Genomic DNA, 21,619 nt, shown 5'->3' with positions numbered 1-21,619 from the left:
ATCTCGAGAAGTGTGAGATCGACATGACCGAATCCCTTCCGCGCTCATCCGCGCCCTCCGAGCGCGTGCGGGAGCTCCTCGCCTCCATGACGCTGGACGAGAAGCTCGCCCAGCTGGTCGGCTACTGGGTCGACAAGGGCGACGAACTCGTGGCTCCGATGGCCGGCGAGATGGGCAACCCGGGCGCCTATGCGGATGTCACCGCGAACGGCCTCGGGCAGCTCACCCGCGTCTACGGCACGCGCCCGGTCGAACCGGTCGAGCGCGCGGCGTGGCTGTGGGCGGAGCAGCGGCGACTGAAGGAGGAGACCCGGCTCGGCATCCCCGCGCTGGTGCACGAGGAGTGCCTGACGGGCCTGGCGGCCTGGAAGGCGGCGACGTTCCCCACCCCGCTCGCCTGGGGCGCCTCCTTCGACCCGGAGCTGGTGGAGGAGATGGCCGGGCTGATCGGTCTGTCGATGCGCGAGCTCGGCATCCACCAGGGCCTGGCGCCCGTGCTGGATGTGATCCGCGACCCGCGCTGGGGACGCGTCGACGAGTGCATCGCCGAGGACCCGTACGTCGTCGGCACCATCGGCACCGCGTACGTGCGGGGGCTGCAGGACGCGGGCGTCCACGCTACGCTCAAGCACTTCGTCGGATACTCGGCGTCGCAGGCGGGCCGCAACCACGCCCCGGTGCACGCCGGGCCGCGCGAGATCCGCGACACCCTGCTGCAGCCGTTCGAGATGGCGGTCCGCGACGGCGGGGTGCGGTCGGTCATGAACTCGTACGCCGAGCTCGACGGCGTGCCCGTCGCGGCGAGCGCCGAGTACCTGACCGGTGTCCTGCGGGACGAGTGGGGCTTCGACGGGACGGTCGTCTCCGACTACTTCTCCGTCGCCTTCCTGCACACCATGCACGGCGTGGCCGCCGACCTCGGCGAGGCCGCGGCGCTCGCCCTGGCCGCCGGCATCGACGTCGAGCTGCCGACCGGCGACGCGTTCCTGGAGCCGCTCGCCGCGCGCATCCGCTCGGGCGAGACCGACGAGGCACTCGTCGACCGCGCGGTGCTCCGCGTGCTCGCGCAGAAGGAGGAGCTCGGCCTGCTCGACGCCACCTTCGACGCACCGCCCACCGCCATCGACCTCGACACCCCCGCCCATCGGGATGTCGCCCTGCGGCTCGCCGAGGAGTCGCTGGTGCTGCTCACCAACGACGGCGCGCTCCCGCTGGCCGGTCCCCCCGCACGCATCGCCGTGCTCGGGCCGAACGCGGACGCGCCGGAGGCGCTGATGGGCTGCTACTCGTTCGCGAACCACGTGCTGGCCCACCACCCGGAGGTCCCGCTCGGGTTCGGGCTGCCGTCGGTGCTGGACGCCGTCCGCGGCGAGTTCTCCTCGGCCTCGGTCGTGCACGAGCGCGGCTGCGACGTGGAGGGCGACGACCGCTCCGGCATCCCCGCCGCCGTCGCCGCCGCGAGCACCGCGGATGTGGCCGTCGTCGTGGTCGGCGACCGCGCTGGCCTGTTCGGCCGCGGAACGGTCGGCGAGGGCAACGACGTCGAGAGCCTCGAGCTGCCGGGCATCCAGCGCGAGCTGGTCGAGCGGGTCGTCGCGACCGGCACCCCCGTGGTGCTGGTCGTGCTCTCCGGCCGCCCCTATGCGATCGGCTGGGCCGTGGAGGGCGTGACCGCCCCGGCGGCCGTGCTGCAGGCGTTCTTCCCCGGCGAGGAGGGCGGGACCGCCATCGCCGCCGTGCTCTCCGGCCGGGTGTCTCCCTCCGGACACCTCCCCGTCTCGCTCCCCCGCTCGGCGGGCGCGCAGCCGTACTCGTACCTGCACCCGCTGCTCGGCGGCCCGAACGAGATCACCAGTGCCGACAGCACCCCGGTGCTCCCGTTCGGCCACGGCCTCTCGTACACCACGTTCGAGCGGTCCGAGCTGACCGTCGACCCGGAGGTGCAGGCCGGTGGAGCGTTCACCGCCGCGCTGCGCATCCGGAACACGGGCGAGCGCGCGGGCACCGACCTCGTGCAGCTGTACGCGCGGGATGTGCACGCGAGCGTCACGCGCCCGGTCGCGCAGTTGCTCGGCTACCGCCGTGTTGAACTGCAGCCGGGCGAGGAGGCCGTCGTGCGGCTCACCGTGCCGACGACGCGGCTCGCGTTCTCGGACCCGGGGATGCGCCGCATCGTGGAGCCGGGCGCCATCGACCTGTGGGTCGGCCCGTCGTGCGACGTCCGCGAGGCGTCGGCGAGCCTGACGATCACCGGACCCGTGCACGAGGTCACCGCCGCCGATGCGCGGCTGGTGACGTCCGAGGTCGAGGCGGCTACCGTGGGTGCCGTCTTCACCGACGCGCTCTGAACGCGGTTTCTCACCTCCCGCACTCGCGCCGCACCCCCGTGATGCGGTATAAGTTTATCGAAACAACAAATCACCGACGACGCTGAAGGAACATCATGAGCCTCACCCCCACCCGTGCCGACAAGTTCTCGTTCGGACTGTGGACCATCGGCTACAACGGCACCGACCCGTTCGGCGGCCCGACCCGCCCGCAGCTCGACGTGGTCGAGGCGGTGCACAAGCTCGACGAGCTCGGCGCCTACGGCCTCACCTTCCACGACGACGACCTGTTCGCGTTCGGCTCGACCGACGCCGAGCGCCAGACGCAGATCGACCGCCTCAAGCAGGCGCTCAGCGACACCGGCATCATCGTGCCGATGGTGACCACCAACCTGTTCTCGGCCCCGGTCTTCAAGGACGGCGGCTTCACCTCCAACGACCGCGCCGTGCGCCGCTTCGCGCTGCGCAAGGTGCTCCGCAACATCGACCTGGCCGCCGAGCTCGGCGCCAAGACGTTCGTGATGTGGGGCGGCCGCGAGGGCGCCGAGTACGACGCCGCCAAGGACATCCGCTCTGCGCTCGAGCGCTACCGCGAGGCCGTCAACCTGCTCGGCGACTACGTCACCGACAAGGGCTACGACATCCGCTTCGCCATCGAGCCGAAGCCGAACGAGCCGCGCGGCGACATCCTGCTGCCGACCGTCGGCCACGCGCTCGCCTTCATCAACTCGCTGGAGCGCCCGGAGCTCGTCGGCCTCAACCCCGAGGTCGGCCACGAGCAGATGGCGGGCCTCAACTTCGCCGCCGGCATCGCTCAGGCGCTGTATCACGGCAAGCTCTACCACATCGACCTCAACGGGCAGCGCGGCATCAAGTACGACCAGGACCTCGTCTTCGGTCACGGCGACCTGCAGAACGCGTTCGCGCTGGTCGACCTGCTCGAGAACGGCGGCCCCGACGGCGGCCCGGCCTACGACGGCCCGCGCCACTTCGACTACAAGCCGTCCCGCACCGAGGACATCACCGGTGTCTGGGACTCGGCGGCCGCGAACATGCGCACCTACCTCCTGCTGAAGGAGCGGGCGCAGGCGTTCCGTGCCGACCCCGAGGTGCAGGAGCAGCTGGAGGCGTCGCGCGTGATCGAGCTGTCGCGTCCGACCCTCGGCGACGGCGAGTCGTACGACGACCTGCTCGCCGACCGCAGCGCGTACGAGGACTTCGACCCGAGCGCGTACTTCGGCGGCAAGGGCTTCGGCTTCGTCCGGCTGCAGCAGCTCGCGCTCGAGCACCTGCTCGGCGCGCGCTGACCCTCCCTCCCTCCCTCCCCCCTCTTCCGCTTCGCTGAGGTGCACGTAGTTGCGAACCCGACCGGCGTGTCGACCGCAACGACGTGCACCTCAGCGGCATGAAAGGAGACCGGCGTGACTCTCGTCGCCGGCGTCGACTCCTCGACGCAGAGCTGCAAGGTGGTCGTGCGCGACCTCGAGACCGGCGAGCTGGTGCGCTCGGGGCGCGCCGCGCATCCCGACGGCACCGAGGTCGACCCGGCCGCCTGGTGGGCCGCGCTTCAGGAGGCGCTGGCGGCGGCGGGCGGGCTGGACGACGTCGACGCCATCTCGATCGCCGGCCAGCAGCACGGCATGGTGGTGCTGGATGCGGAGGGCCGCGTCATCCGCGACGCCCTGCTGTGGAACGACACCCGGTCGGCGCAGGCCGCCCGCGACCTGATCGACGAGGTCGGCGCCGAGGAGTACGCGGCGCGCGTCGGCGTGGTCCCGGTCGCCTCCTTCACGGCGACGAAGCTTCGCTGGCTGCGGGATGCGGAGCCCGCGAACGCGGCGCGCGTCGCCGCGGTGGCGCTCCCCCACGACTGGCTGACCTGGCGCCTGCTCGGCTACGGGCCGGCGGACGAGAGCGAGCTCGGACCGGACCTGGAGGCGCTGACCACGGATCGCTCGGACGCCAGCGGCACCGCATACTGGGGCGCCGCGAGCGGGGCGTACGACCTGGAGCTGTTCGAGCGGGCGCTCGGGCGTCCGGGGCGCGAGGCGGCGGGAGCGGGTGCGGAGGGTGTTTCCGGTGCTTCCGGTGACGGCTCTCTCGTGGTGCTGCCGCGCGTGCTGGGCCCCTCGGAGGCCGCCGGACGGACATCGTCCGGCCTGCTCGTCGGCCCGGGAGCGGGCGACAACGCCGGCGCCGCCCTCGGGCTCGGCGCCGGAGAGGGAGACGTCGTCGTCTCGATCGGCACGTCCGGCACCGTCTTCGCCGTGACGGATGCGTCCATCGCCGATCCGTCGGGAACCGTCGCCGGCTTCGCCGACGCGTCCGGGCTCTCCCTCCCCCTCATCGCGACCCTCAACGCGGCACGGGTGCTCGGCTCGATCGCCGGGCTGCTGTCCGTCGACCACGACGGGCTCTCGTCCCTCGCGCTCTCGGCCGAGCCCGGTGCGGGCGGCGTCGTGCTCGTGCCGTACTTCGAGGGCGAGCGGACCCCCAACCTGCCGGACGCGAAGGCCAGCATCCACGGCCTCACCCTCGCCTCGACGACCCCGGCCAACCTGGCACGGGCCGCGATCGAGGGGATGCTGTGCGGGCTCGCCGACGGACTCGACGCCGTGCGCGCGGCCGGGGTGCGCGAGCGGCGCATCCTGCTGATCGGCGGCGCCGCCCAGAACCCGGCGGTCGCGCAGGTGGCCGCGCAGGTATTCGACGCCCCGATCGAGGTTCCCGCCCCCGGCGAGTACGTCGCCGACGGCGGAGCCGTCCAGGCCGCGTGGGCCCTCACCGGCACCCGCCCCGCCTGGAGCGTCGACACCGCCGCCGCCCTCCCCGTCGACACGCGTCCCGCCATCCGCGCCCAGTACGCCGCCGCGCGCCCCTGACCCGAAGCCCCTCTCCGCCCTCCGTCGAGTACACGATTAGTGCACGCCCTCGCGGCGTGTCGCGTGCACTTTTCGTGTACTCGACGGAGGGGGGCCGGGGGCCGGAGTTAGAGGCGGCGGGCGAGGGCGGCGCCGGCGGCGCGCGCCCAGCGGGCGGGGTCCGCGATCGCGGCGGAGGGCGAGCCGGCGAGGTCGGCGAGCGCGACGGCAGCCGCGAAGTCGTGGGTCGGCGCCTGGATGCTGCCCGCCGCGAGCATGACCCGCGCGCCGGCGCGGCGCGCGAGCCCCGACACGTAGGCCGGGACCTTGCCGGAGGCGGACTGGCTGTCGAAGCGGCCCTCCCCCGTGATGACGACATCCGCCGACGCGATGGTGGCCGGCAGCCCGAGGGCCTCGCCGACAGCCTCTGCTCCGGGCGCCATCCGCGCGCCCCACAGCAGCAGGCCGAATCCCGTTCCCCCGGCGGCGCCCGCGCCGGGAGCGTCCGGGTCGGTCGTCGCGCCGGCCGCACCGACGACCTCGGCGAAGCGCCGCAGGGACGCCTCCAGCGCCGGGACATCGCCCTCGGTCGCGCCCTTCTGCGGCCCGAACACCGCGGCGGCACCCGACGGACCGAGCAGCGGGCTCGTCACATCGCTCAGGATGCGGGCACCGCCCGGCGGCAGCGGAGCCAGTCTCGAAAGGTCGGCCGTCGCGACGGCGGCGAGGCCTGCGTTGCCCGGCGGGATGTCGCGACCGTCGGCATCCAGGAATCGCGCGCCGAGCGCCGTGAGTGCGCCCGCGCCGCCGTCCGTCGATGAACTCCCGCCGATCGCGAGGAGCAGACCGGTGGCGTCTGCGGCGAGCGCGTCGGCGATCGCCAGTCCGAAGCCGACGGTGTGCGCCGCGAACGGCGCCGGCGACGTGAGGCGCCCGAGTCCGCTCGTCTCGGCCAGCTCGACGAGAGCCGTGCCCCCCGGCAGCATGAGCCACGTCGCGTCGACGGGCTCCCCGGTCGGGCCGGGAACCCGGACCGGATGCCGCACGGCGCCGGGCACCGCAGCCTCGAACGCGTCCAGCGTCCCTTCGCCCCCGTCGGCCATCGGGACCGGCACGATCCGGTCGGCCGGACGCTCATCCTGCCAGCCTGCTGCGAGCGCGGCGGCGATCTCTGCTGCGGACGCGGACCCTTTGAACGAGTCGGGCGCGACGACGACGACGCTCACGAGACCACCTTCGCATGGATGCCGCGCCCGGGCCGGTCACACGGCGCGCCGGAGGCCTGCGCCCTGGACGCCTGCGCCCGGGTCACCGCGCCGCCGGAGCCGTCGCCCCGACGCAGCGCTCGAACGCCTCGGCCGTCCGAGCGACGACGCTCGCCGGATCCTCCGCCCAGATGGACTCGTTGAAGATCTCCACCTCGATGTCGCCCGTGTACCCGGCCTCCGCGACCGCGGCCGTGATCGGGGCGAAGTCGATGTGGCCGTCGCCCATCATCCCCCGCGCGAGCAGCACGTCCGCGGGCAGCGGGGTGACCCAGTCGCAGACCTGGTAGCTCGCGATCCGGCCACCGGCGCCTGCGCGGGCGATCTGTCGGAGCAGGTCGGGATCCCACCACACGTGGAAGGTGTCGACGACGACGCCGACCGACGCGGCGGGGAATCGCTCCGCGATGTCCAGCGCCTGGCCGAGCGTTGAGACGACGGCACGGTCGGCCGCGTACATCGGGTGCAGCGGCTCGACCGCCAGCGCGACGCCGGCGGCGCTCGCCTCGGGCTCCAGCTCGGCGAGCGCATCGACGACGCGCTCGCGCGCACCCACCAGATCGCGCGAGTCCGCGGGAAGTCCGCCCGCGACGAGCACCAGCACCGCCGCGGACCCCTCCGCGCCGGCGGCCGCCAGCGTCGCGGTCTCCTCGATCGCGCGCCGGTTCGCATCCAGCGCCGCCCGCCGCTCCGCGCCCTCCGGGGCCGTGAAGAAGCCGCCACGGCAGAGGCTCGAGAAGCGCAGACCGGAGTCGGCCAGCATCCGCGCCGCCCGGTCGAGCCCGACCTCGGCGACCGGTTCGCGCCAGAGGCCGATGCTCTGCATACCGGAGTCGCTCATCACGCGAAGCGCGTCGGCGAGCGACGCGTACTTGATCGTCGCCTGGTTGATCGACAGGCGCGGGTCGGGCCGACTCACGCGTCCACTCCGTTCAGGCGGAGGAGCGACGTCCAGCGCTCGGCGGCGAGGTCCGGGCGCTCGAGGGCGCCGCTGCGCGCGGCGAGCCGCACGATCTCGGAGAGGTGCGGCAGGCTCCGCGCCGAGTGGAGGCCGCCGACCATGGCGAAGGCGTCCTGGTGGCCGTTCAGCCAGGACAGGAAGGCCACCCCGGTCTTGTAGTAGAAGGTGGGCCCGGCGAAGATCTGCCGGGACAGCTCCTGCGTCGGCGTGAGGATGCTGCGGTAGCGGTCGTGGTCGCCCTGGTCGAGGGCCTGCAGTGCCGCGGATGCGGCGGGACCGATCGCGGCGAACGCGCCCAGCAGCGCATCCGAGTGCGCGGGTGCGCCGGCCTCGCCTCCCGTGTCCTCGCCCTCGTCGTCGATCAGCTCGACGTAGTTGAAGTCGTCGCCGGTGAACATCCGCACGCCCTCCGGCAGCCGCGACCGCAGCGAGCGCTCGGCGTCGGCGTCGAGCAGGCTCATCTTGATGCCGGACACCCGGCCGTCGGCCGCCTCGATGATCCGCAGCACCGTGTCGGCGGCCGGCCCGAAGCCGGCCGATCCGAAGTACCCGGCGAGGGCAGGGTCGAACGCGGGCCCGAGCCAGTGCAGGACCACCGGCGCCGACGCGGCCCCGATCACGGCACCGTAGACGCGCTCGTAGTCGGCGGCCGACTCCGCCGCCCGGGCCAGATGCCGGCTGGCCATGAGCACGACGCCGGCCCCGGCGTCCTCGGTGGCGTGGAGCTGCCGTGTGTAGGCGTCGATCACCGCATCCAGCGGGATGACGTCATCGTCGACGTGGTCGGTGTTCACCCCGGCGACGACCGAGCCGCCGACGGCGCGGGCATCCGCCGCGCTGCGTGCGATGAGCTCGCGCGTCGCCGCCGCGTCGAGCCCCATGTTGCGCTGGGCGGTGTCCATCGCGTCCGCGACGCCGAGCCCCCACGAGTAGAGGTGGCGCCGGAAGGCGAGCGTCGCATCCCAGTCGATGTCGGCCGGGGCGCCGGGGACGTTCTCGGCCCACGGCTTGGGGATGACGTGAGCCGCCGCGTAGGCGACCCGCGACCGCAGCGGCGCGGTGGGGCGGCGGAACGCGGGGGCGGTTCCGAGGTCGGTGGTGGAGGTGGTGCCGTCGGCGTGCAGGAGGGTGACGGGCGTGGAGGGGGGTGCCGCGGTCGCGCCGGTAGAGGTGGGAACGGCTGTCGCAGTCGGGCCGCTCATCGGGCCGCCGCCTGCAGGTCGGCGGACGCGGGGACCGGCGTGCTGTCGAGCGTCACCGGCGGCAGCTCGATGCGGCGGCCCTCGCGGGAGGAGCGGAGGCCCAGCTCTGCGAGCTGCACGCCGCGGGCGCCCGCCAGGAAGTCGAACCGGTGAGGCGCATCCTCGAGCACATGCCGGAGGAAGTCCTCCCACTGGGTCTTGAACCCGTTCTCGAACACCTCGTTCGCCGGGGACTCGATCCAGTCGGAGGCGTAGTCGTGGTCGTCGGCGAGGTCGGGGTTCCACACCGGCTTCGGGGTGGCGTTCCGGGGCTGGATCTTGCACCCGAAGAGGCCGACGACCGCGCTGCCGAGGGTGCCGTCCACCTGGAACTCGACCAGCTCATCCCGGTTCACCCTCGTCGTCCAGCTGGAGTTGAGCTGGGCCGTGATGCCGCCCTCCAGCTGGAAGATCGCGTAGGCGGCATCATCGGCCGTCGCGGCGTACGGCTCGCCGCGCTCGTCGACCCGCTCGGGGATCTCGGTGGCGGCCTGCGCGTAAACGGACTGGACGCGGCCGAACAGGTTCTCGAGCACGTAGCTCCAGTGCGGGAACATGTCGACCACGATGCCGCCGCCGTCCTCGGCCCGGTAGTTCCAGCTCGGACGCTGCGCCTCCTGCCAGTCGCCCTCGAACACCCAGTAGCCGAACTCGCCGCGCACCGACAGGATGCGGCCGAAGAAGCCGGAGTCGATGAGCCGCTTCAGCTTGCGCATCCCGGGCAGGTAAAGCTTGTCGTGGACGACGCCGTTCTTGACGCCCGCGTCGTCCGCGAGCCTGGCCAGCTCGAGCGCCTCGGCGAAGCTGTCCGCGGTCGGCTTCTCCGTGTAGATGGCCTTCCCGGCGGCGATCGCCTTGCGGATGGCGGCCGACCGCGCCTGCGTGACCAGGAAGTCGGCGTAGATCTGCCAGCGGTCGTCCGCGAGCGCGGCGTCGAGGTCGGTGGTGTAGTCGGCGATGTCGTGCCGCTTCGCCAGCTCGGCGAGTTTCTCCTCGTTGCGGCCGACGAGGAGCGGCACGACCTGCACGCGCCGGCCGTCCGACAGCTCGACGCCGCCCTGCTCGCGGATGGCCAGGATCGACCGCACCAGGTGCTGGCGGTAACCCATGCGCCCGGAGACGCCGTTCATGATGATGCCGATCGACGACACGTGTACTCCTTTGTAGTGGTGCGGGTGGGGTGGGGTGCGTGTGCGGCCGTGGTGCGGGTGGAGGTCGTAGTGCGGGTGGAGCAGTAGTGCAGGTGGAGGGCGGGGCGCAGCGAGTGCGTCATGCTTCCAACTTGGAAAGCGCTTACCGAAAGAGTAGGCGGTCATGCCTGGAATGTCAACGCGGGGGCCTCCGCATCGCACCGCACGATCGTCGGTGGAAAGCGCATACATCTCCGACGGAACACTCCCCCGGCGGAGATCCGACCCGATCCGGGCCGAATCTCCGCCGTTGGGTGCCGAATCTCCTTCAATCCGGGCCAGATCTCCACCGCTGGGGGCCGCATCTCCATCGATCCGCGCCAGCCGTCCACCGACGAGAGCACCCGCTTCATTCGTGCCGAATGCGCGCATCCCGCCTGGGATTCCGAGGATTCGTGCCGAATGAGCCCCCGACCGACCTCACTCATTCGTGCCGAATGTGGGCCAAACGGCGGGGATTCCCACGATTCGTGACGAATGTGCGCCACGCCGCGAGGCCCCGCCGCCGCGTGAGCGACGGTCACGCGCTCAGCGCCGGGCACGCCCACGCCCGGGCGCACACAGCGCCCACGCGTCAGCGCCGCGCGCGCACCGCCGGCTCTGCCGCGGGCGTCGCCGCGTCGGCGCGGGTGAAGTCGATCCCGTGCGCCTGCTTGCCGAACGCCGTCAGCAGGATGACCGCGATCGCCGCGATTCCGACCGTCGACGCCATCGCCCAGCCGTAGCCGAGCTGCGGCGCCAGCGCCTGCTGGATGGGCAGGTTGAAGGCGGCGATCACGTTGCCGAGCTGGTACGTGACGCCGGGGTAGAACCCGCGGATCGCGTTCGGCGACATCTCGTTCAGGTGGGCGGGGATCGCTCCCCAGGCACCCTGGGTGGTGAACTGGATGAGCGCGGATCCCAGGCACAGCAGCCCGGCCGTCTGCGAGAAGGCGAAGATCGGGATGATCGGGATGGTCAGCGCCGCGCCCAGGATGATCGTCGCCTTGCGGCCCCACCGGTCGGAGAGCGATCCGAGCACGATGCAGCCGACGATGGCCCCGATGTTGTAGACGACGGCGATCCAGCCGGCCGTCGCGGCATCCAGCCCCGCACCCCCGTTCTCGGTGGACTTCAGGAACGTCGGATAGATGTCCTGCGTGCCGTGGCTCATCCAGTTGAACGCCGCCATCAACAGCACCAGGTAGACGAAGCGGCGCAGCACCTTGCCGTCGAAGAAGACGCGGCGGATGGACGTGTCGGCCTTGCGCATCTTCTCGCGGGTGTTCTCCCACACCTCCGACTCCTTCACCCGGGAGCGGATGATGAGCGTGATCAGGGCGGGCAGGATTGCTGAGCGCGAACATCCAGCGCCAGTTGAGGCCGAAGACCGAGTGAACCAGCAGGAAGGCGAGCGAAGCCAGGAGGTATCCGGCCGAGTAGCCGGCCTGCAGGATGCCCGAGTACAGACCACGACGGGTGCGCGGCACCTTCTCCATCGTGAGGGCTGCGCCGAGTCCCCACTCGCCGCCATGCCGATGCCGTAGAGCAGCCGCAGGATGAAGAGCACCGTGAAGTTGGGGGCGAACGCGCACAGGAACCCGACGATCGCGTAGAAGCACACGTCGGCCATCAACGGGATGCGACGGCCGACCCGGTCCGCCCACAGGCCGAACAGGTAGGCGCCGACGGGCCGCATGATCAGGGTGACGGTGGTCAGGTACGCCATCTGCTGGAGCGGGACGCCGAACTCCGCGCCGATGTCCGCGTAGACCAGGACGATGATGAAGTAGTCGAAGGCGTCCATCATCCAGCCGAGCAGCGACGCGATGAACGCGTTGCGCTGGTCGGGGTTGAGGCGGGTGGAGCCGAGAGCGGTGTCTGTCACGGGGGTCCTTTCCGATCGACGGTGATCGGCCGGCGCGAGAAAGCGCTTACCAGGCCTCAACGATAGTCGGTCGCCGAGATCTGTCAAGCGGACGGTTGAGCGCGTGTCCGCCGGTCAGCGCCGCGGCGTCGAGGCCCGCAAACGCACCTCGGCGGCGACCGGGGCCGCGTCCTCCGTGCCGCCGTCGTCGGAGAGGGCGAGCTCGAGGGCGCGTGCGCCGATGTCGGCCAGCGGCAGCGCGACGGACGTCAGCGCCGGGGTCACGTCGGCCACCAATGGGATGTCGTCGAAGCCGGCGACGGCGATGTCCTCCCCCGGGCGGATGCCCGCCTCCCGCAATGCGGCCATGGCGCCGATGGCCATCACGTCGCTCACCGCGAAGACGCACTCGGGCCGCGCGCCCGAGGCGAGGAGCGCGGACATGGCGCGGCGGCCGCCGTCGCGTGAGAACTCGGCGTGCTCGACCGGCACCTCGCCCGCCACCGAACGGAACCCGTCGACCCGGTCGCGCACGGTGACCAGCTCCTCCGGTCCGGCGATCACCGCGAAATCCGCATAGCCCAGGGAGCGCAACTCGTGCGCGAGCCGGGCCGCGCCCCCGGTGTTGTCCACGGACACGGTCCGCAGGCCCGGAGCGCCCGAGCCGACGACGGCGACCCGCTCGCGCCCGGTCGTCGGCGGCTCAGCGCCGACGACGCGGCTCCCGGCGAGCACGACGGCTCGGGGACGCTGCCCGCGGAGCGCGGTCAGCGCCGCCTGCTCCCGCTCGACCGACGCTGCTCCCGCGTACAGCCCCGTGGCGGTGATGGTGACGATGAGGCCGCGCTCGTCCGCGACGCGCACGACGCCCGACGCGATGGATGCGAAGTACGGGTCCGCGATGTCGCCGACGACGAGTGCGACGACGTTGGTGGTGCCGCGCGCGACCGCCTGGGCCTGCACGTTGGCGCTGTACCCGAGGGCGCTCGCCGAGGCGAGCACCCGCTCCTGCAGGGCCGGGTTGACCGTGCGGGCGCTGCCGTTGAGGGCGCGCGACGCGGTCGCCAGCGAGACGCCCGCGTGCGCGGCGACGTCGGACAGCGTGGGGACGTTCTCGCTCACACGCCCAACCTACCGGCGCGCCATGCGACCGCGCTGCTCAGCGCGCCGCACGCACCGCCCGCCGGCGCCCGCCTCGTCCGCCCGCGCTGCTCAGCGCGGCGCACTCCCCAGCGCGCACCGCCCGCCGACGCCCGCCTCGTCCGCCCGCGCTGCTCAGCGCCGCCGCCCCCGCCGGCACGCACCGCCCGCCGGCGCCCGCCCCACTCAGCCGCGCCGCACCAACCGCGACCCGATCACCCAGGACAGCCCGCACAGCACCGCCGTGACCGCGAACGCCCCGGCGAACGGCCACCCGCCCGGCAGCCCACGCATGGCCGCGAAGACGATCGCCGTCGCCGCGAGGGCGACGGCCGAGCCGGTCGAGTCCGCGATCGACAGCGCCGAGCTGTTGAAGCCCTGGTCGTCCTTCGTCGAGTACTGCAGCGTCAGCACGCCCAGCCGCGGGTACAGGAAGCCCATGCCCGCTCCCGCGAAGGCCCAGCCGACGACCACGACCAGCGGATCGAGGTGCAGGATCGCGGTCGCGATGAGCGACGCGAGCGCGATGCTGAGTCCGCCGGCGGCCAGGCGCGCTGCCGCCTGGTGGCCCAGCTGCGGGAACCTCCCCTGCCACCAGGACGCCGCCGCCCAGCTCAGCCCGGCCGCCGTCAGCGCGAGCCCCGCGATCGCGGCGGACACGCCGTACTCGGTCACCATGAGCAGCGGCACGTAGACCTCGGTCGCGAAGAAGGTCGCCGCGACGATCGCCCGCATCAGGATGACGCTGGGCAGCCCGCGACGGGCGAGCAGCGTTCCGCGCGGAACGAGCGGCCGGATCGCGAGGCCGGCGGCCACGGCGGCCACCACCGGCACGACCCACTGCACCGGGCCTCTCGCCTCTGCGGCCAGGGTGAGCGCGAGCACGGCCGCCGCGAGCAGCACTGCCCAGAGCAGCCGGGACACCCGGAACGGCGCCGGCTCGCCGGGCGCCCGCAGCACGCCCCGCATCACCGGAACCACCATCAGCATGGCGAGCCCGGTCAGCGCCACCACGCCGAGGAACACCCAGCGCCAGCCGACCGTCTCGGTCAGCACCCCGGCGATGAAGGGACCGATCAGCGACGGGATCACCCAGGCCGCGGCGAAGCCGGCGAAGATCCGCGGGTGGAGGCGCGGCGGATACACGCGGGCGACGATCACGTAGAGCACCACCGTGAGCGCGCCGCCGCCGAGCCCGTGCACCAGCCGGCCGATGACGAACAGCCCCATCGTCGGGGCGAGCCCGGCGGTGAGCAGACCGGCGACGAAGAGGGCGACGGATGCGATCAGCGCCGAGCGCGGATTGCCGCGGTCCGCCCACGCGCCGGCGGCCACCATCCCGACCACGCCGACCGCCAGCGGACCCGCGAACGCGAAGGCGTACAGGGCGGCGCCATCGAGTTCCCGGCTCACCGCCGGCATGATCGTGGTCACCGCCAGCGCCTCGAACGCCGCGAGCGTGACGAGGAGGCACATCCCGATGCTCGTCCACCGGTAGGGGCGGCTCAGCACACCGCCGACAGCCTCGGCATCGCGGGGTGCGGCGGTGGCCGACACCGCATCCACGTCGCGCGAGCTCATCACCTCAGACTAGGCCGACCCGCCGACGTCCGGGGAGGCGTGCAGTCCGGCGCCCGCAGAGCCGACCGGTGCGGTGGATGCCCGCACGACCAGGTCCGGCATCAGGCTGACGGCGGTCGGCTCCGCGCCGCCTTCGATCTCCGCCACCAGGTTCTCGACGCTCCGGCGGCCGAGCTGGGTGAAGTCCTGCAACACGGTCGTGAGGGGCGGCCAGTAGTGCGCAGCCTCCGGGATGTCGTCGAATCCGATGACGCTCACGTCTTCCGGGATGCGCCGCCCCAGCTCGTGTGCCGCGTGGTAGACGCCGAGGGCCATCTGGTCGTTGGAGGCGAACACCGCCGTGACCTCGGGATCCGTGAGCGCCGCGAGCGCGAGGCGGTACCCGGACTCCGCGGTCCACGCGCCTTCGGGCGCCGGCAGGGGCTCGAGTCCGGCGCTCTCGAGTTCGGCACGGTAGCCCTGCACGCGCGCCTGCGCCTCGAACCAGTCGAGCGGCCCCGAGAGGTGCACGATGCGGCGGTGCCCGGCCGAGACCAGGTGCCGGGTGGCCGCCCGCGCGCCCGCGACCTGGTCGACGGAGAGCTCGCGCGCGGTGGACGACGGACCGCCGAGCAGGGTGACGTACGGCACGTCCAGGCGTGCGCGCTCCAGCTGCTCGAGCACGACCTCCTGCGGCGCGATCACGATGAGGCCCTCGACGGACTGCGCGAGCAGGTGGTCGAGACCGGCGGCGATGGATGCCGGGGTCAGGTCGGAGAGCTGGGCGACGGCGATGTAGTACCCGGCCGTGCGCCCCGCATCCTGGATCGCCCCGATGCTCGAGACCGGCCCGTACAGGGCAGCGGCCGACGTCGAAAGGATGCCGATGGTGCGCGACCGGGACGTCACGAGCGCGCGGGCAGCCCGGTTCGGGCGGTAGTGCAGCTGCTGCATCGCATCGAGCACCCGCAGCCGGGTCGACTCCCGGATGCTCGGATGCCCGTTGATGACCCGCGACACCGTCTGGTGCGAGACGCCGGCCAGTGCGGCCACGTCGCGCATGCCCGGGGCGCGCGGGTGCTCGGTCATGGGGCGCCCGCTCCGGTCGCACGACCCCGCGCCCGGCGGGAGACCGCTCCGACGCCCACGGCGATGACCGCGGCGACCAGGGGGAAGACCAGGTGCCAGCCGGCGAGCACGAGCAGTCCGGCGGCCAGCACGCACGAGATCACGGCCATCCACCAGCCGAGCGACCGCGCCGGCAGCAGGCGGACCGCTGAGGCGACGCCCAGGCCGTACACGGCGGCCGCGATGCTGGTGTGGATGAGGATGAACGGCTGCAGATCACCGCTCGACAGCACGATGACCGAGTACACGGCCATGACCACCGCCGAGAGCAGCAGCCCGCGCCGGGCCACCGCGCCGTTCTCGACCCCGCGGCCGAACCACGCCGGGAGGTCGCCGTCGCGGCCCATCGCCGCGCCCAGTTTGCTGAAGGCGGCGAGGTACGCGTTGAACACACCGGTCACGACGATCGCCGCGATCACGGCGACCACCACGCCGCCGCCCGCTCCGGTCGCCACCCGCACCAGGTCGAGCAGCGGCACGTCGCTCGTGGCGGCGTCCCCACCGAGCACGACGACCGTGACCGTCTGGATGGCCAGGTAGGCGACCGAGACGATGACGAGCGCGAGGGCCGTCGCGCGAGGGATGTCGCGCCGCGGGTTGCGGAACTCGCCGCCGATCCCGGCCACCGCCTCCCATCCCGCGAACGCCCAGATGTACAGGCTCATGGCGAGCCCGACGCCCGCCCAGCCGTGCGGGAGCAGCGGCTGGAGGTTCTCGGGTCGCGCGTGCGGGGCGGCGGCCGCGAGCACGAAAACCAGAACCGCCACGAGAGCGCCGGAGAGCACCAGCTGTACGGAGGCGGCGAAGCGGACGCCGAAGGCGGTCACCACGACCGGGATGACCATCAGGCCGACGGCGATCAGGGTCGCGGTCCGTGCGTCGCCGCCGATCACCGCGACGACGTAGCGCGCCGTCATCAGCGCGGCGATCGGGGCGCCGATCGGCGTGCCGAAGAAGAACCAGTAGCTGATGACCCGTGCGGCTCCCGGCCCGAAGGCGCGGCGCGCGAAGGTCGCCACGCCTCCCGCGTCCGGATGCCGGCGGGCGAGGGCGGCGAAGGTGCTCGCGAGCGGCACCGAGATGAGCGCGAGCGCCGCGACCGCAAGGATGGCGCCCGGACCGGCGGCCGCCGCGGCGAGCGCCGGAAGCACCAGGATGCCTGTCCCGAGGACCGCGGCGATGTACAGGGCCGTCCCGCCTGCGACGCCGAGGCGCCCGTGCGGCGGCGCGGGCACCCGCGGGTCGGGCAGCTCGGGCTCCGCACCGCGGGCGCGCGTGGTCGAGGGCCCGCGTTCCGTCATGTCCCCATGATGGCGCGGACCCCCGACACCCGTCGAGTCGTCTCCTGGGGACTTTCTATGCGCTCACTCTCAGCCGCCCGACGGTTCCGCCGGGGCGCCCGGCGCGGGAGGATGACGCAGGAGGTCCCGTGCTCGCACTCGAACTGCTCGTCGTGATCGGCGTCATCATCCTGCTCTCGCGGGTGATCGCCGGCCGCATCGGCGTCGCCCAGCCGCTGCTGCTGGTCGCCTTCGGCGTCGTCATCGGCCTGGTGCCGCTGTTCCGCGGGGTCGAGCTCGCGCCCGAGGTGGTGCTGTTCCTGTTCCTGCCGGCGATCCTGTACTGGGAGAGCCTCACGACCTCGCTCCGCGAGATCCGGTCCAACCTGCGCACCATCATCCCGATGAGCACGGCGCTCGTCGTGGCCACCGCCGCCGCCGTCGCGGTGCTGGCGCACACCATGGGCCTCGGCTGGGGACCGTCGTGGGTGCTCGGCGCCGCGATCGCCCCGACGGACGCCACCGCCATGACGTCGTTCACGCGCGAGCTGCCGCGGCGCAACGTGACGATCCTGCGGGCCGAGAGCCTGATCAACGACGGCACGGCGCTCGTACTCTGGTCGATCGCCGTCGGCTTCACCGTCGGCGACGCCGACGTCAGCTTCGGCGCGATCACGGTCACCTTCCTCTTCGCCTACCTGGCTGCGGCGGCCGTCGGCGCCCTGGTCGCCTGGCTCGCGATCCTGGCGCGCCGGCGCCTCCGCGACGCGATCACGCAGAACATCGCGATGCTGCTCACCCCGTTCACCGCCTATCTGGTGGCCGAGGTCATCCATGCGTCGGGTGTGCTGGCGGTCGTCGTCGCCGGGCTCATCATCAGCCAGGCCGGCCCGCGCATCGGCGTCGCGGAGGGACGGCGGCAGTCCGACGCGTTCTGGTCGTTCTCGACCTTCCTGCTCAACGCGAGCCTCTTCGTCCTGGTCGGCATCGAGCTTCCGCGCTCGGTCGGCGAGCTGGCCACCCGCGACCTCGGGATGGGGCTGGTCGCCATCGTCGCGGTCACGGTCGTGATCGTCGCCGTGCGGTTCGTGTTCCAGTTCATCACCGTGTTCCTCATCCGCACGCTCGACCGCCGCCCGGAGCAGAAGGCGCGGCGGATGAGCAACCGCTGGAGGGTCGTCAGCAGCCTCTCCGGCTTCCGCGGCGCGGTGTCGCTCGCCGCGGCGCTCGCCGTGCCGGCCACCATCGGGTCCGGGCAGCCGTTCCCCAGCCGCGACTTCATCGTCTTCGTCACGACCGGCGTCATCATCGTGACGTTGGTGGTGCAGGGCCTCGTGCTCCCGGCGGTCGTGCGCTGGGCGAACCTCCCGTCGGACGAAGCGGTCGGCCACGAGATCCGCCTCGCCGAGACGAACGCCACCCGCGCGGCTCTCGACGAGCTCCCGCAGCTGGTGCGCAGGCTGCAGGTCGATCCCGAGATCGGCGAGCGCATCCAGACGGAGTTCGAGGAGCACCTGGAGCTGCTCGAGGCGGAGGACGAGTCCGAGGGCGGCGAGGATGCGGTGGAGCGCAGCCGCCAGGACAGGGAGCTGCGGCTGGCGCTGCTCGCCTGCAAGCGCGAGGAGGTCGTCCGCCTGCGCGACGAGGGCGAGATCGACGACATCGTGCTGCGGGACGTGCAGCGGCGCCTCGATCTGGAGGAGGTGCGGCTCACCGGCCGCGAGCCCGGCGAGTGAGCGGCCCTCGGGCGACCGGGGCCTTCTGCGGGCGCCGTCACCCGTCTACGATCGCGCTCAGAAGCATCCACGAAAGGGGTCCGTCATGTCCGACGCCAAGGAGAACTGGCCGGAGACGCCCTCGGGCGAGCCGATCGACACCGACGCCATCGCCGAGGGCGGCGACGAGGGTCCCTACGACGCCGACGGCGTCTTCGAGCCCGAGCACGACGAGTTCGACCCGCTGGAGGACGACAGCGGCAACTGAGCGTCCGCGGGTCTTGTCCCCCGGTCCTGTACCCCGCTAGGGTCGGTGGTGAACAGGCGGCACAAGGGGGAGGGGTGCAGCGTGACGACACTGGACGCGCCGATCGGGAACGTTCCGAAGCCGGGGCAGGATGTGCACCTCGTGCGCTGGATCCGCTCCGCCGACGGCTGGACGAGCGAGACTCTGCTCTGCACGTACCTGGCCTGCACGCCGGAGTCGTGGATCGTGGATTCGCGGGGCGAACGGATGTCGCTGGCGCGCGACGAATGGGCGCAGTTCGCCTTCTGAGGTCCATGCGCAGGCATAGACTCCCAGCAGGAGTGCGCCGGCCATGCCGTGAGGATGCGCTCGGCGAGGAGCCCGATGCCCGGCACGTTCTTCACCCGTGACGAGGCGGCGGATCCCGAATCGGCCGAGGAGCTGCTCCGGCGCAGCTACGGCGACGTGTCGTTCGGCTCCGACGTGCGCACGAGCGGGTTGACCTACCTCGAGGAGCTCCGCGGGGACGAGCGGATGCTGCTCGGCCGGCACCGCTTCGGCGGCGACCTCTCGCTGTCGTTCGATCTGCCGTTCATCGCGGTCGGCCTCGCGCGCGGCCGCTACCGCTGGCGCTCCGGCGGCGACGAGGGCGACCTGGCGGCCGCTCCCGCGCTGTTCCAGCCCGAGGCCGGGGCCCATGGAGTCATGGACCACGCGGGCGTCACGGTCGTCGCCTTCGACGTTCGGGCGCTCGCCCGCACCGCCCGCGCGCAGTTCGGCGACGAGGTGGGGGCGCTGGAGTTCGTCTCCGCCTCGTCCGTCTCCGCCCACGCCGCCCGGCACTGGCGCGCGGTGCACGATCACGCCTGGCGGCAGGTCGCCGCCGGCGCCTTCGACCACCCGCTGCAGCGCGCCTCCCTCTTCCGCCAGCTGGCGGTCGCGACCCTCGAGACCTTCCCTCTTGCGGGCGACCACGAGGCGCGGCGGACGACGGTCGCCGCCCGAGCCGCCGCCTTCAAGCGCGCGGTCGCGTACATCGACGAGCACGCCTCCCTGCCGATCACCGCCGACGACATCGCCCTCGCCGCCGGGACGTCGGTGCCGGAGCTGACGCGCGCGTTCGACATGCACCTGCCCTTCGCGCCGCTGGACTACCTGCGGAGCGTCCGGTTGAACGCGGCACACCGCGACCTCATCGACCCGCAAGGTGACGACGATGCTCCCCTGACGGTCGCGGACGTGGCCGCGCGGTGGGGCTTCCCCGACGAGGCGACCTTCGGACGGCTCTACCGCGAGCGGTTCGGCGTGGCACCGGAGGTCCAGCTGCGCCGCAGCGTCGGCTGACGGCCGCTAGAGTCCCGCCTGCCCCGCCAGGATCTCGACCGCCACACGCCAGTCGCGCGCCGGGATGCCCTCGCCGGCCTCCTCCTCGCCCGGAAGCCGCGCGACGAACGCGGGCCAGAGCTCGCCGGTGCTGTGCAGCTCCTCGATCAGCCCGAGGTACTCGCCGCCGTAGTAGACCTCCCATGCCGCCGTCGCGGTGGGGCTGTACATCAGGGTCAGCGGCAGCGAGCCGTAACTGTAGACGGCGTGCTGGTGCGCGAGCTCCTTCTCCGTCATGACCGCAGAATAGGCGCGATCGTGAGCGCACGGAAGAGCAGGTGACGCCGCGTGGACGACTCTCAGGCGACCACCAGGTCGTCGTCCTCCGACTGCTCGTGGGTGGCGACTACGGCGTGGGCCACGACGTCCCGGATGCGGCCCCGGCGCTCGAACGCCGCCCGCTGCCGGCCGGCCCCTCCCCCGGTCGCGTGGATGCGCGCGATGCCCCGCTGCACGAACGCGAGGTCGCCGTTCGCGGCGAGTGCCGCCGCGGTGTGGTTGACCAGAGCCTGGACCGCGTCGACGGCCGACGCCTCCCGCCAGGTGACCGGATGCGGCAGCGATCCGGCGACGCCGGTGAGCGCGGCCTGCCACTCGGCGAGGCGGAGCGCGGCGGACGGCACGGCCGCGGGCTCGACCCCGGCGTGCCACTCCGTGACGGCGGTGTCGACCAGAGCACGGACGATCGCCGCGATCACGGCGGCGTCGCGCGCGTCGAGGCACACGTCGGCCACGCGGATCTCGACCGTGGGATGCTTCCGTGACACGCGCGCATCCAGATAGAGCATGCCCGTGTCGAGGATGACGCCGGTGTCGACGAGGAACCGCTCGAACCGGTCGTACGCCTCGACCGACCCGAACACGTCGGTCGGTCCGGCGCTCTGCCACTGGTGCCACGCGACGAAGCGGTAGCTGGCGTGCCCGGTGTCCGCGCTGCCGAAGAACGGGGAGTTGGCGCTCAGCGCGAGCAGGGTCGGCAGCCAGGTGCGGATGCGGTCCAGCACCGCGACGCCCTCCTCGCGCGACTCGATGCCCACGTGCACGTGGGATCCGCAGACCAGGGTTCCGCGGGCCGTCAGTCCGTAGCGCTCGATCATGGTCGCGTAGCGCGGATCCTCGGTCACGTGCGGGCGCAGCCGCATCGGCGACATGGCCACCGCGATCGCGCGCGCGCCGTGCCGCTGTGCGAGGCCGTCGGCGAGCTCCCGCCCGGCGATGATGTCGAGCAGCAGCTCGCTCGTCAGCAGCTGGGGACGCGTCTGCGTCTCGATCATCTCCTGCTGGATCTCGGCGCTGACCGAGGGCCCGTCGATGACCGGCGGGGCGTCGGCGAGCACCAGCGGCGCCACCGGCGATGCGGTACCGCGCGCGTCGACCAGGAGGAGCTCCTCCTCCACCCCGAAAGTCCTCACCTCTCAACTATCGGTGGCATCCGGCGCCCGAACAAGACCCACTTCCCCGCGCCGCAACACGGC

18 protein-coding genes are annotated in these 21,619 nt (G+C 72.8%); 7 read left to right on the top strand and 11 right to left on the bottom strand.

All coding sequences use genetic code 11. From position 1 onward, the window contains the following. Nucleotides 1-23 precede the first annotated feature (23 nt). The 3 genes from J2W45_RS17175 to J2W45_RS17165 all read left to right on the top strand — a co-directional run bounded on the left by J2W45_RS17175 (nt 24) and on the right by J2W45_RS17165 (nt 5,209). Nucleotides 24-2,348 carry a beta-xylosidase/alpha-l-arabinosidase gene (locus J2W45_RS17175; protein WP_310134320.1) on the top strand — a complete coding sequence of 775 codons (2,325 nt, stop codon included), beginning with the start codon at nt 24-26 and terminating at the stop codon, nt 2,346-2,348. A gap of 95 nt (nt 2,349-2,443) precedes the next feature. After that, complete coding sequence (gene xylA, locus J2W45_RS17170; protein ID WP_310134318.1) at nt 2,444-3,634, top strand: xylose isomerase; 1,191 nt, start codon at nt 2,444-2,446, stop codon at nt 3,632-3,634. A gap of 114 nt (nt 3,635-3,748) precedes the next feature. Then, nucleotides 3,749-5,209: a xylulokinase gene (locus J2W45_RS17165; protein ID WP_310134317.1), complete on the top strand. Its 1,461-nt coding sequence runs from the start codon at nt 3,749-3,751 to the stop codon at nt 5,207-5,209. Between the two features lie 107 nt (nt 5,210-5,316). Here J2W45_RS17165 and J2W45_RS17160 read toward each other — a convergent pair whose 3' ends face one another. From J2W45_RS17160 to J2W45_RS17120, 9 genes are all read right to left on the bottom strand, one after another. Further along, a complete protein-coding gene (locus tag J2W45_RS17160; protein ID WP_310134316.1) occupies nt 5,317-6,414 on the bottom strand; it encodes a glycerate kinase in 1,098 nt (365 codons plus the stop codon). Nucleotides 6,415-6,496: 82 nt separating this feature from the next. After that, complete coding sequence (locus J2W45_RS17155; RefSeq protein WP_310134315.1) at nt 6,497-7,372, bottom strand: sugar phosphate isomerase/epimerase family protein; 876 nt, start codon at nt 7,370-7,372, stop codon at nt 6,497-6,499. Beyond that, nucleotides 7,369-8,616 (bottom strand): dihydrodipicolinate synthase family protein, encoded by a 1,248-nt coding sequence (locus tag J2W45_RS17150; RefSeq protein WP_310134312.1) that lies wholly within the window; start codon nt 8,614-8,616, stop codon nt 7,369-7,371. Before J2W45_RS17150 ends, J2W45_RS17155 begins: the two co-directional genes overlap by 4 nt. Next, nucleotides 8,613-9,806 carry a Gfo/Idh/MocA family protein gene (locus J2W45_RS17145; protein WP_310134310.1) on the bottom strand — a complete coding sequence of 398 codons (1,194 nt, stop codon included), beginning with the start codon at nt 9,804-9,806 and terminating at the stop codon, nt 8,613-8,615. Before J2W45_RS17145 ends, J2W45_RS17150 begins: the two co-directional genes overlap by 4 nt. Before the next feature lie 613 nt (nt 9,807-10,419). Further along, on the bottom strand, nt 10,420-11,712 hold the full coding sequence (locus J2W45_RS17140; protein ID WP_310134309.1) for an MFS transporter: 1,293 nt from the start codon (nt 11,710-11,712) through the stop codon (nt 10,420-10,422). A gap of 114 nt (nt 11,713-11,826) precedes the next feature. Next, nucleotides 11,827-12,813 carry a LacI family DNA-binding transcriptional regulator gene (locus tag J2W45_RS17135; protein ID WP_310134308.1) on the bottom strand — a complete coding sequence of 329 codons (987 nt, stop codon included), beginning with the start codon at nt 12,811-12,813 and terminating at the stop codon, nt 11,827-11,829. Between the two features lie 204 nt (nt 12,814-13,017). Further along, nucleotides 13,018-14,412, bottom strand: a complete 1,395-nt coding sequence (locus J2W45_RS17130; protein ID WP_310134306.1) for an MFS transporter — start codon at nt 14,410-14,412, stop codon at nt 13,018-13,020. Nucleotides 14,413-14,421: 9 nt separating this feature from the next. After that, nucleotides 14,422-15,480, bottom strand: a complete 1,059-nt coding sequence (locus J2W45_RS17125) for a LacI family DNA-binding transcriptional regulator (RefSeq protein ID WP_310134305.1) — start codon at nt 15,478-15,480, stop codon at nt 14,422-14,424. Beyond that, a complete protein-coding gene (locus J2W45_RS17120; protein ID WP_310134303.1) occupies nt 15,477-16,820 on the bottom strand; it encodes an APC family permease in 1,344 nt (447 codons plus the stop codon). Before J2W45_RS17120 ends, J2W45_RS17125 begins: the two co-directional genes overlap by 4 nt. 128 nt (nt 16,821-16,948) lie before the next feature. Between J2W45_RS17120 and J2W45_RS17115 the strand changes: the two genes are divergently transcribed. From J2W45_RS17115 to J2W45_RS17100, 4 genes are all read left to right on the top strand, one after another. Next, nucleotides 16,949-18,535, top strand: coding sequence for a Na+/H+ antiporter (locus tag J2W45_RS17115; RefSeq protein WP_310134302.1), 1,587 nt, complete (start codon nt 16,949-16,951; stop codon nt 18,533-18,535). A gap of 85 nt (nt 18,536-18,620) precedes the next feature. Beyond that, the gene (locus J2W45_RS17110; protein WP_310134300.1) at nt 18,621-18,782 is read left to right on the top strand and encodes a hypothetical protein; all 162 of its coding nucleotides are present in this window, start codon (nt 18,621-18,623) and stop codon (nt 18,780-18,782) included. Between the two features lie 81 nt (nt 18,783-18,863). Continuing rightward, nucleotides 18,864-19,070 (top strand): hypothetical protein, encoded by a 207-nt coding sequence (locus J2W45_RS17105; protein WP_310134298.1) that lies wholly within the window; start codon nt 18,864-18,866, stop codon nt 19,068-19,070. A 75-nt stretch (nt 19,071-19,145) separates the two neighbouring features. Beyond that, nucleotides 19,146-20,105, top strand: a complete 960-nt coding sequence (locus tag J2W45_RS17100) for a helix-turn-helix transcriptional regulator (RefSeq protein WP_310134297.1) — start codon at nt 19,146-19,148, stop codon at nt 20,103-20,105. A gap of 6 nt (nt 20,106-20,111) precedes the next feature. Here the strand turns inward: J2W45_RS17100 and J2W45_RS17095 are convergent, their stop codons facing one another. Together J2W45_RS17095 and J2W45_RS17090 are read right to left on the bottom strand one after the other, a co-directional pair. Then, nucleotides 20,112-20,381, bottom strand: a complete 270-nt coding sequence (locus J2W45_RS17095) for a hypothetical protein (RefSeq protein WP_310134296.1) — start codon at nt 20,379-20,381, stop codon at nt 20,112-20,114. Between the two features lie 62 nt (nt 20,382-20,443). After that, complete coding sequence (locus J2W45_RS17090; protein ID WP_310134294.1) at nt 20,444-21,556, bottom strand: glutamate--cysteine ligase; 1,113 nt, start codon at nt 21,554-21,556, stop codon at nt 20,444-20,446. Nucleotides 21,557-21,619 lie beyond the last annotated feature (63 nt).

Origin of the sequence: Leifsonia shinshuensis (assembly GCF_031456835.1) — a bacterium.
Classification (GTDB): domain Bacteria; phylum Actinomycetota; class Actinomycetes; order Actinomycetales; family Microbacteriaceae; genus Leifsonia; species Leifsonia shinshuensis_C.
Note: the sequence above shows the minus strand (reverse complement) of the source record. Positions and strands in the feature narration are given on the sequence as shown.

Bases quoted from the DNA above. Each gene is read 5' to 3' on its own strand.
- J2W45_RS17175 (WP_310134320.1), top strand. From the start codon at position 24: ATGACCGAATCCCTTCCGCGCTCATCCGCGCCCTCCGAGCGCGTGCGG.
- xylA (WP_310134318.1), top strand. From the start codon at position 2,444: ATGAGCCTCACCCCCACCCGTGCCGACAAGTTCTCGTTCGGACTGTGG.
- J2W45_RS17150 (WP_310134312.1), bottom strand. From the start codon at position 8,616: ATGAGCGGCCCGACTGCGACAGCCGTTCCCACCTCTACCGGCGCGACC.
- J2W45_RS17130 (WP_310134306.1), bottom strand. From the start codon at position 14,412: ATGAGCTCGCGCGACGTGGATGCGGTGTCGGCCACCGCCGCACCCCGC.
- J2W45_RS17125 (WP_310134305.1), bottom strand. From the start codon at position 15,480: ATGACCGAGCACCCGCGCGCCCCGGGCATGCGCGACGTGGCCGCACTG.
- J2W45_RS17120 (WP_310134303.1), bottom strand. From the start codon at position 16,820: ATGACGGAACGCGGGCCCTCGACCACGCGCGCCCGCGGTGCGGAGCCC.
- J2W45_RS17110 (WP_310134300.1), top strand. From the start codon at position 18,621: ATGTCCGACGCCAAGGAGAACTGGCCGGAGACGCCCTCGGGCGAGCCG.
- J2W45_RS17100 (WP_310134297.1), top strand. From the start codon at position 19,146: ATGCCCGGCACGTTCTTCACCCGTGACGAGGCGGCGGATCCCGAATCG.
- J2W45_RS17095 (WP_310134296.1), bottom strand. From the start codon at position 20,381: ATGACGGAGAAGGAGCTCGCGCACCAGCACGCCGTCTACAGTTACGGC.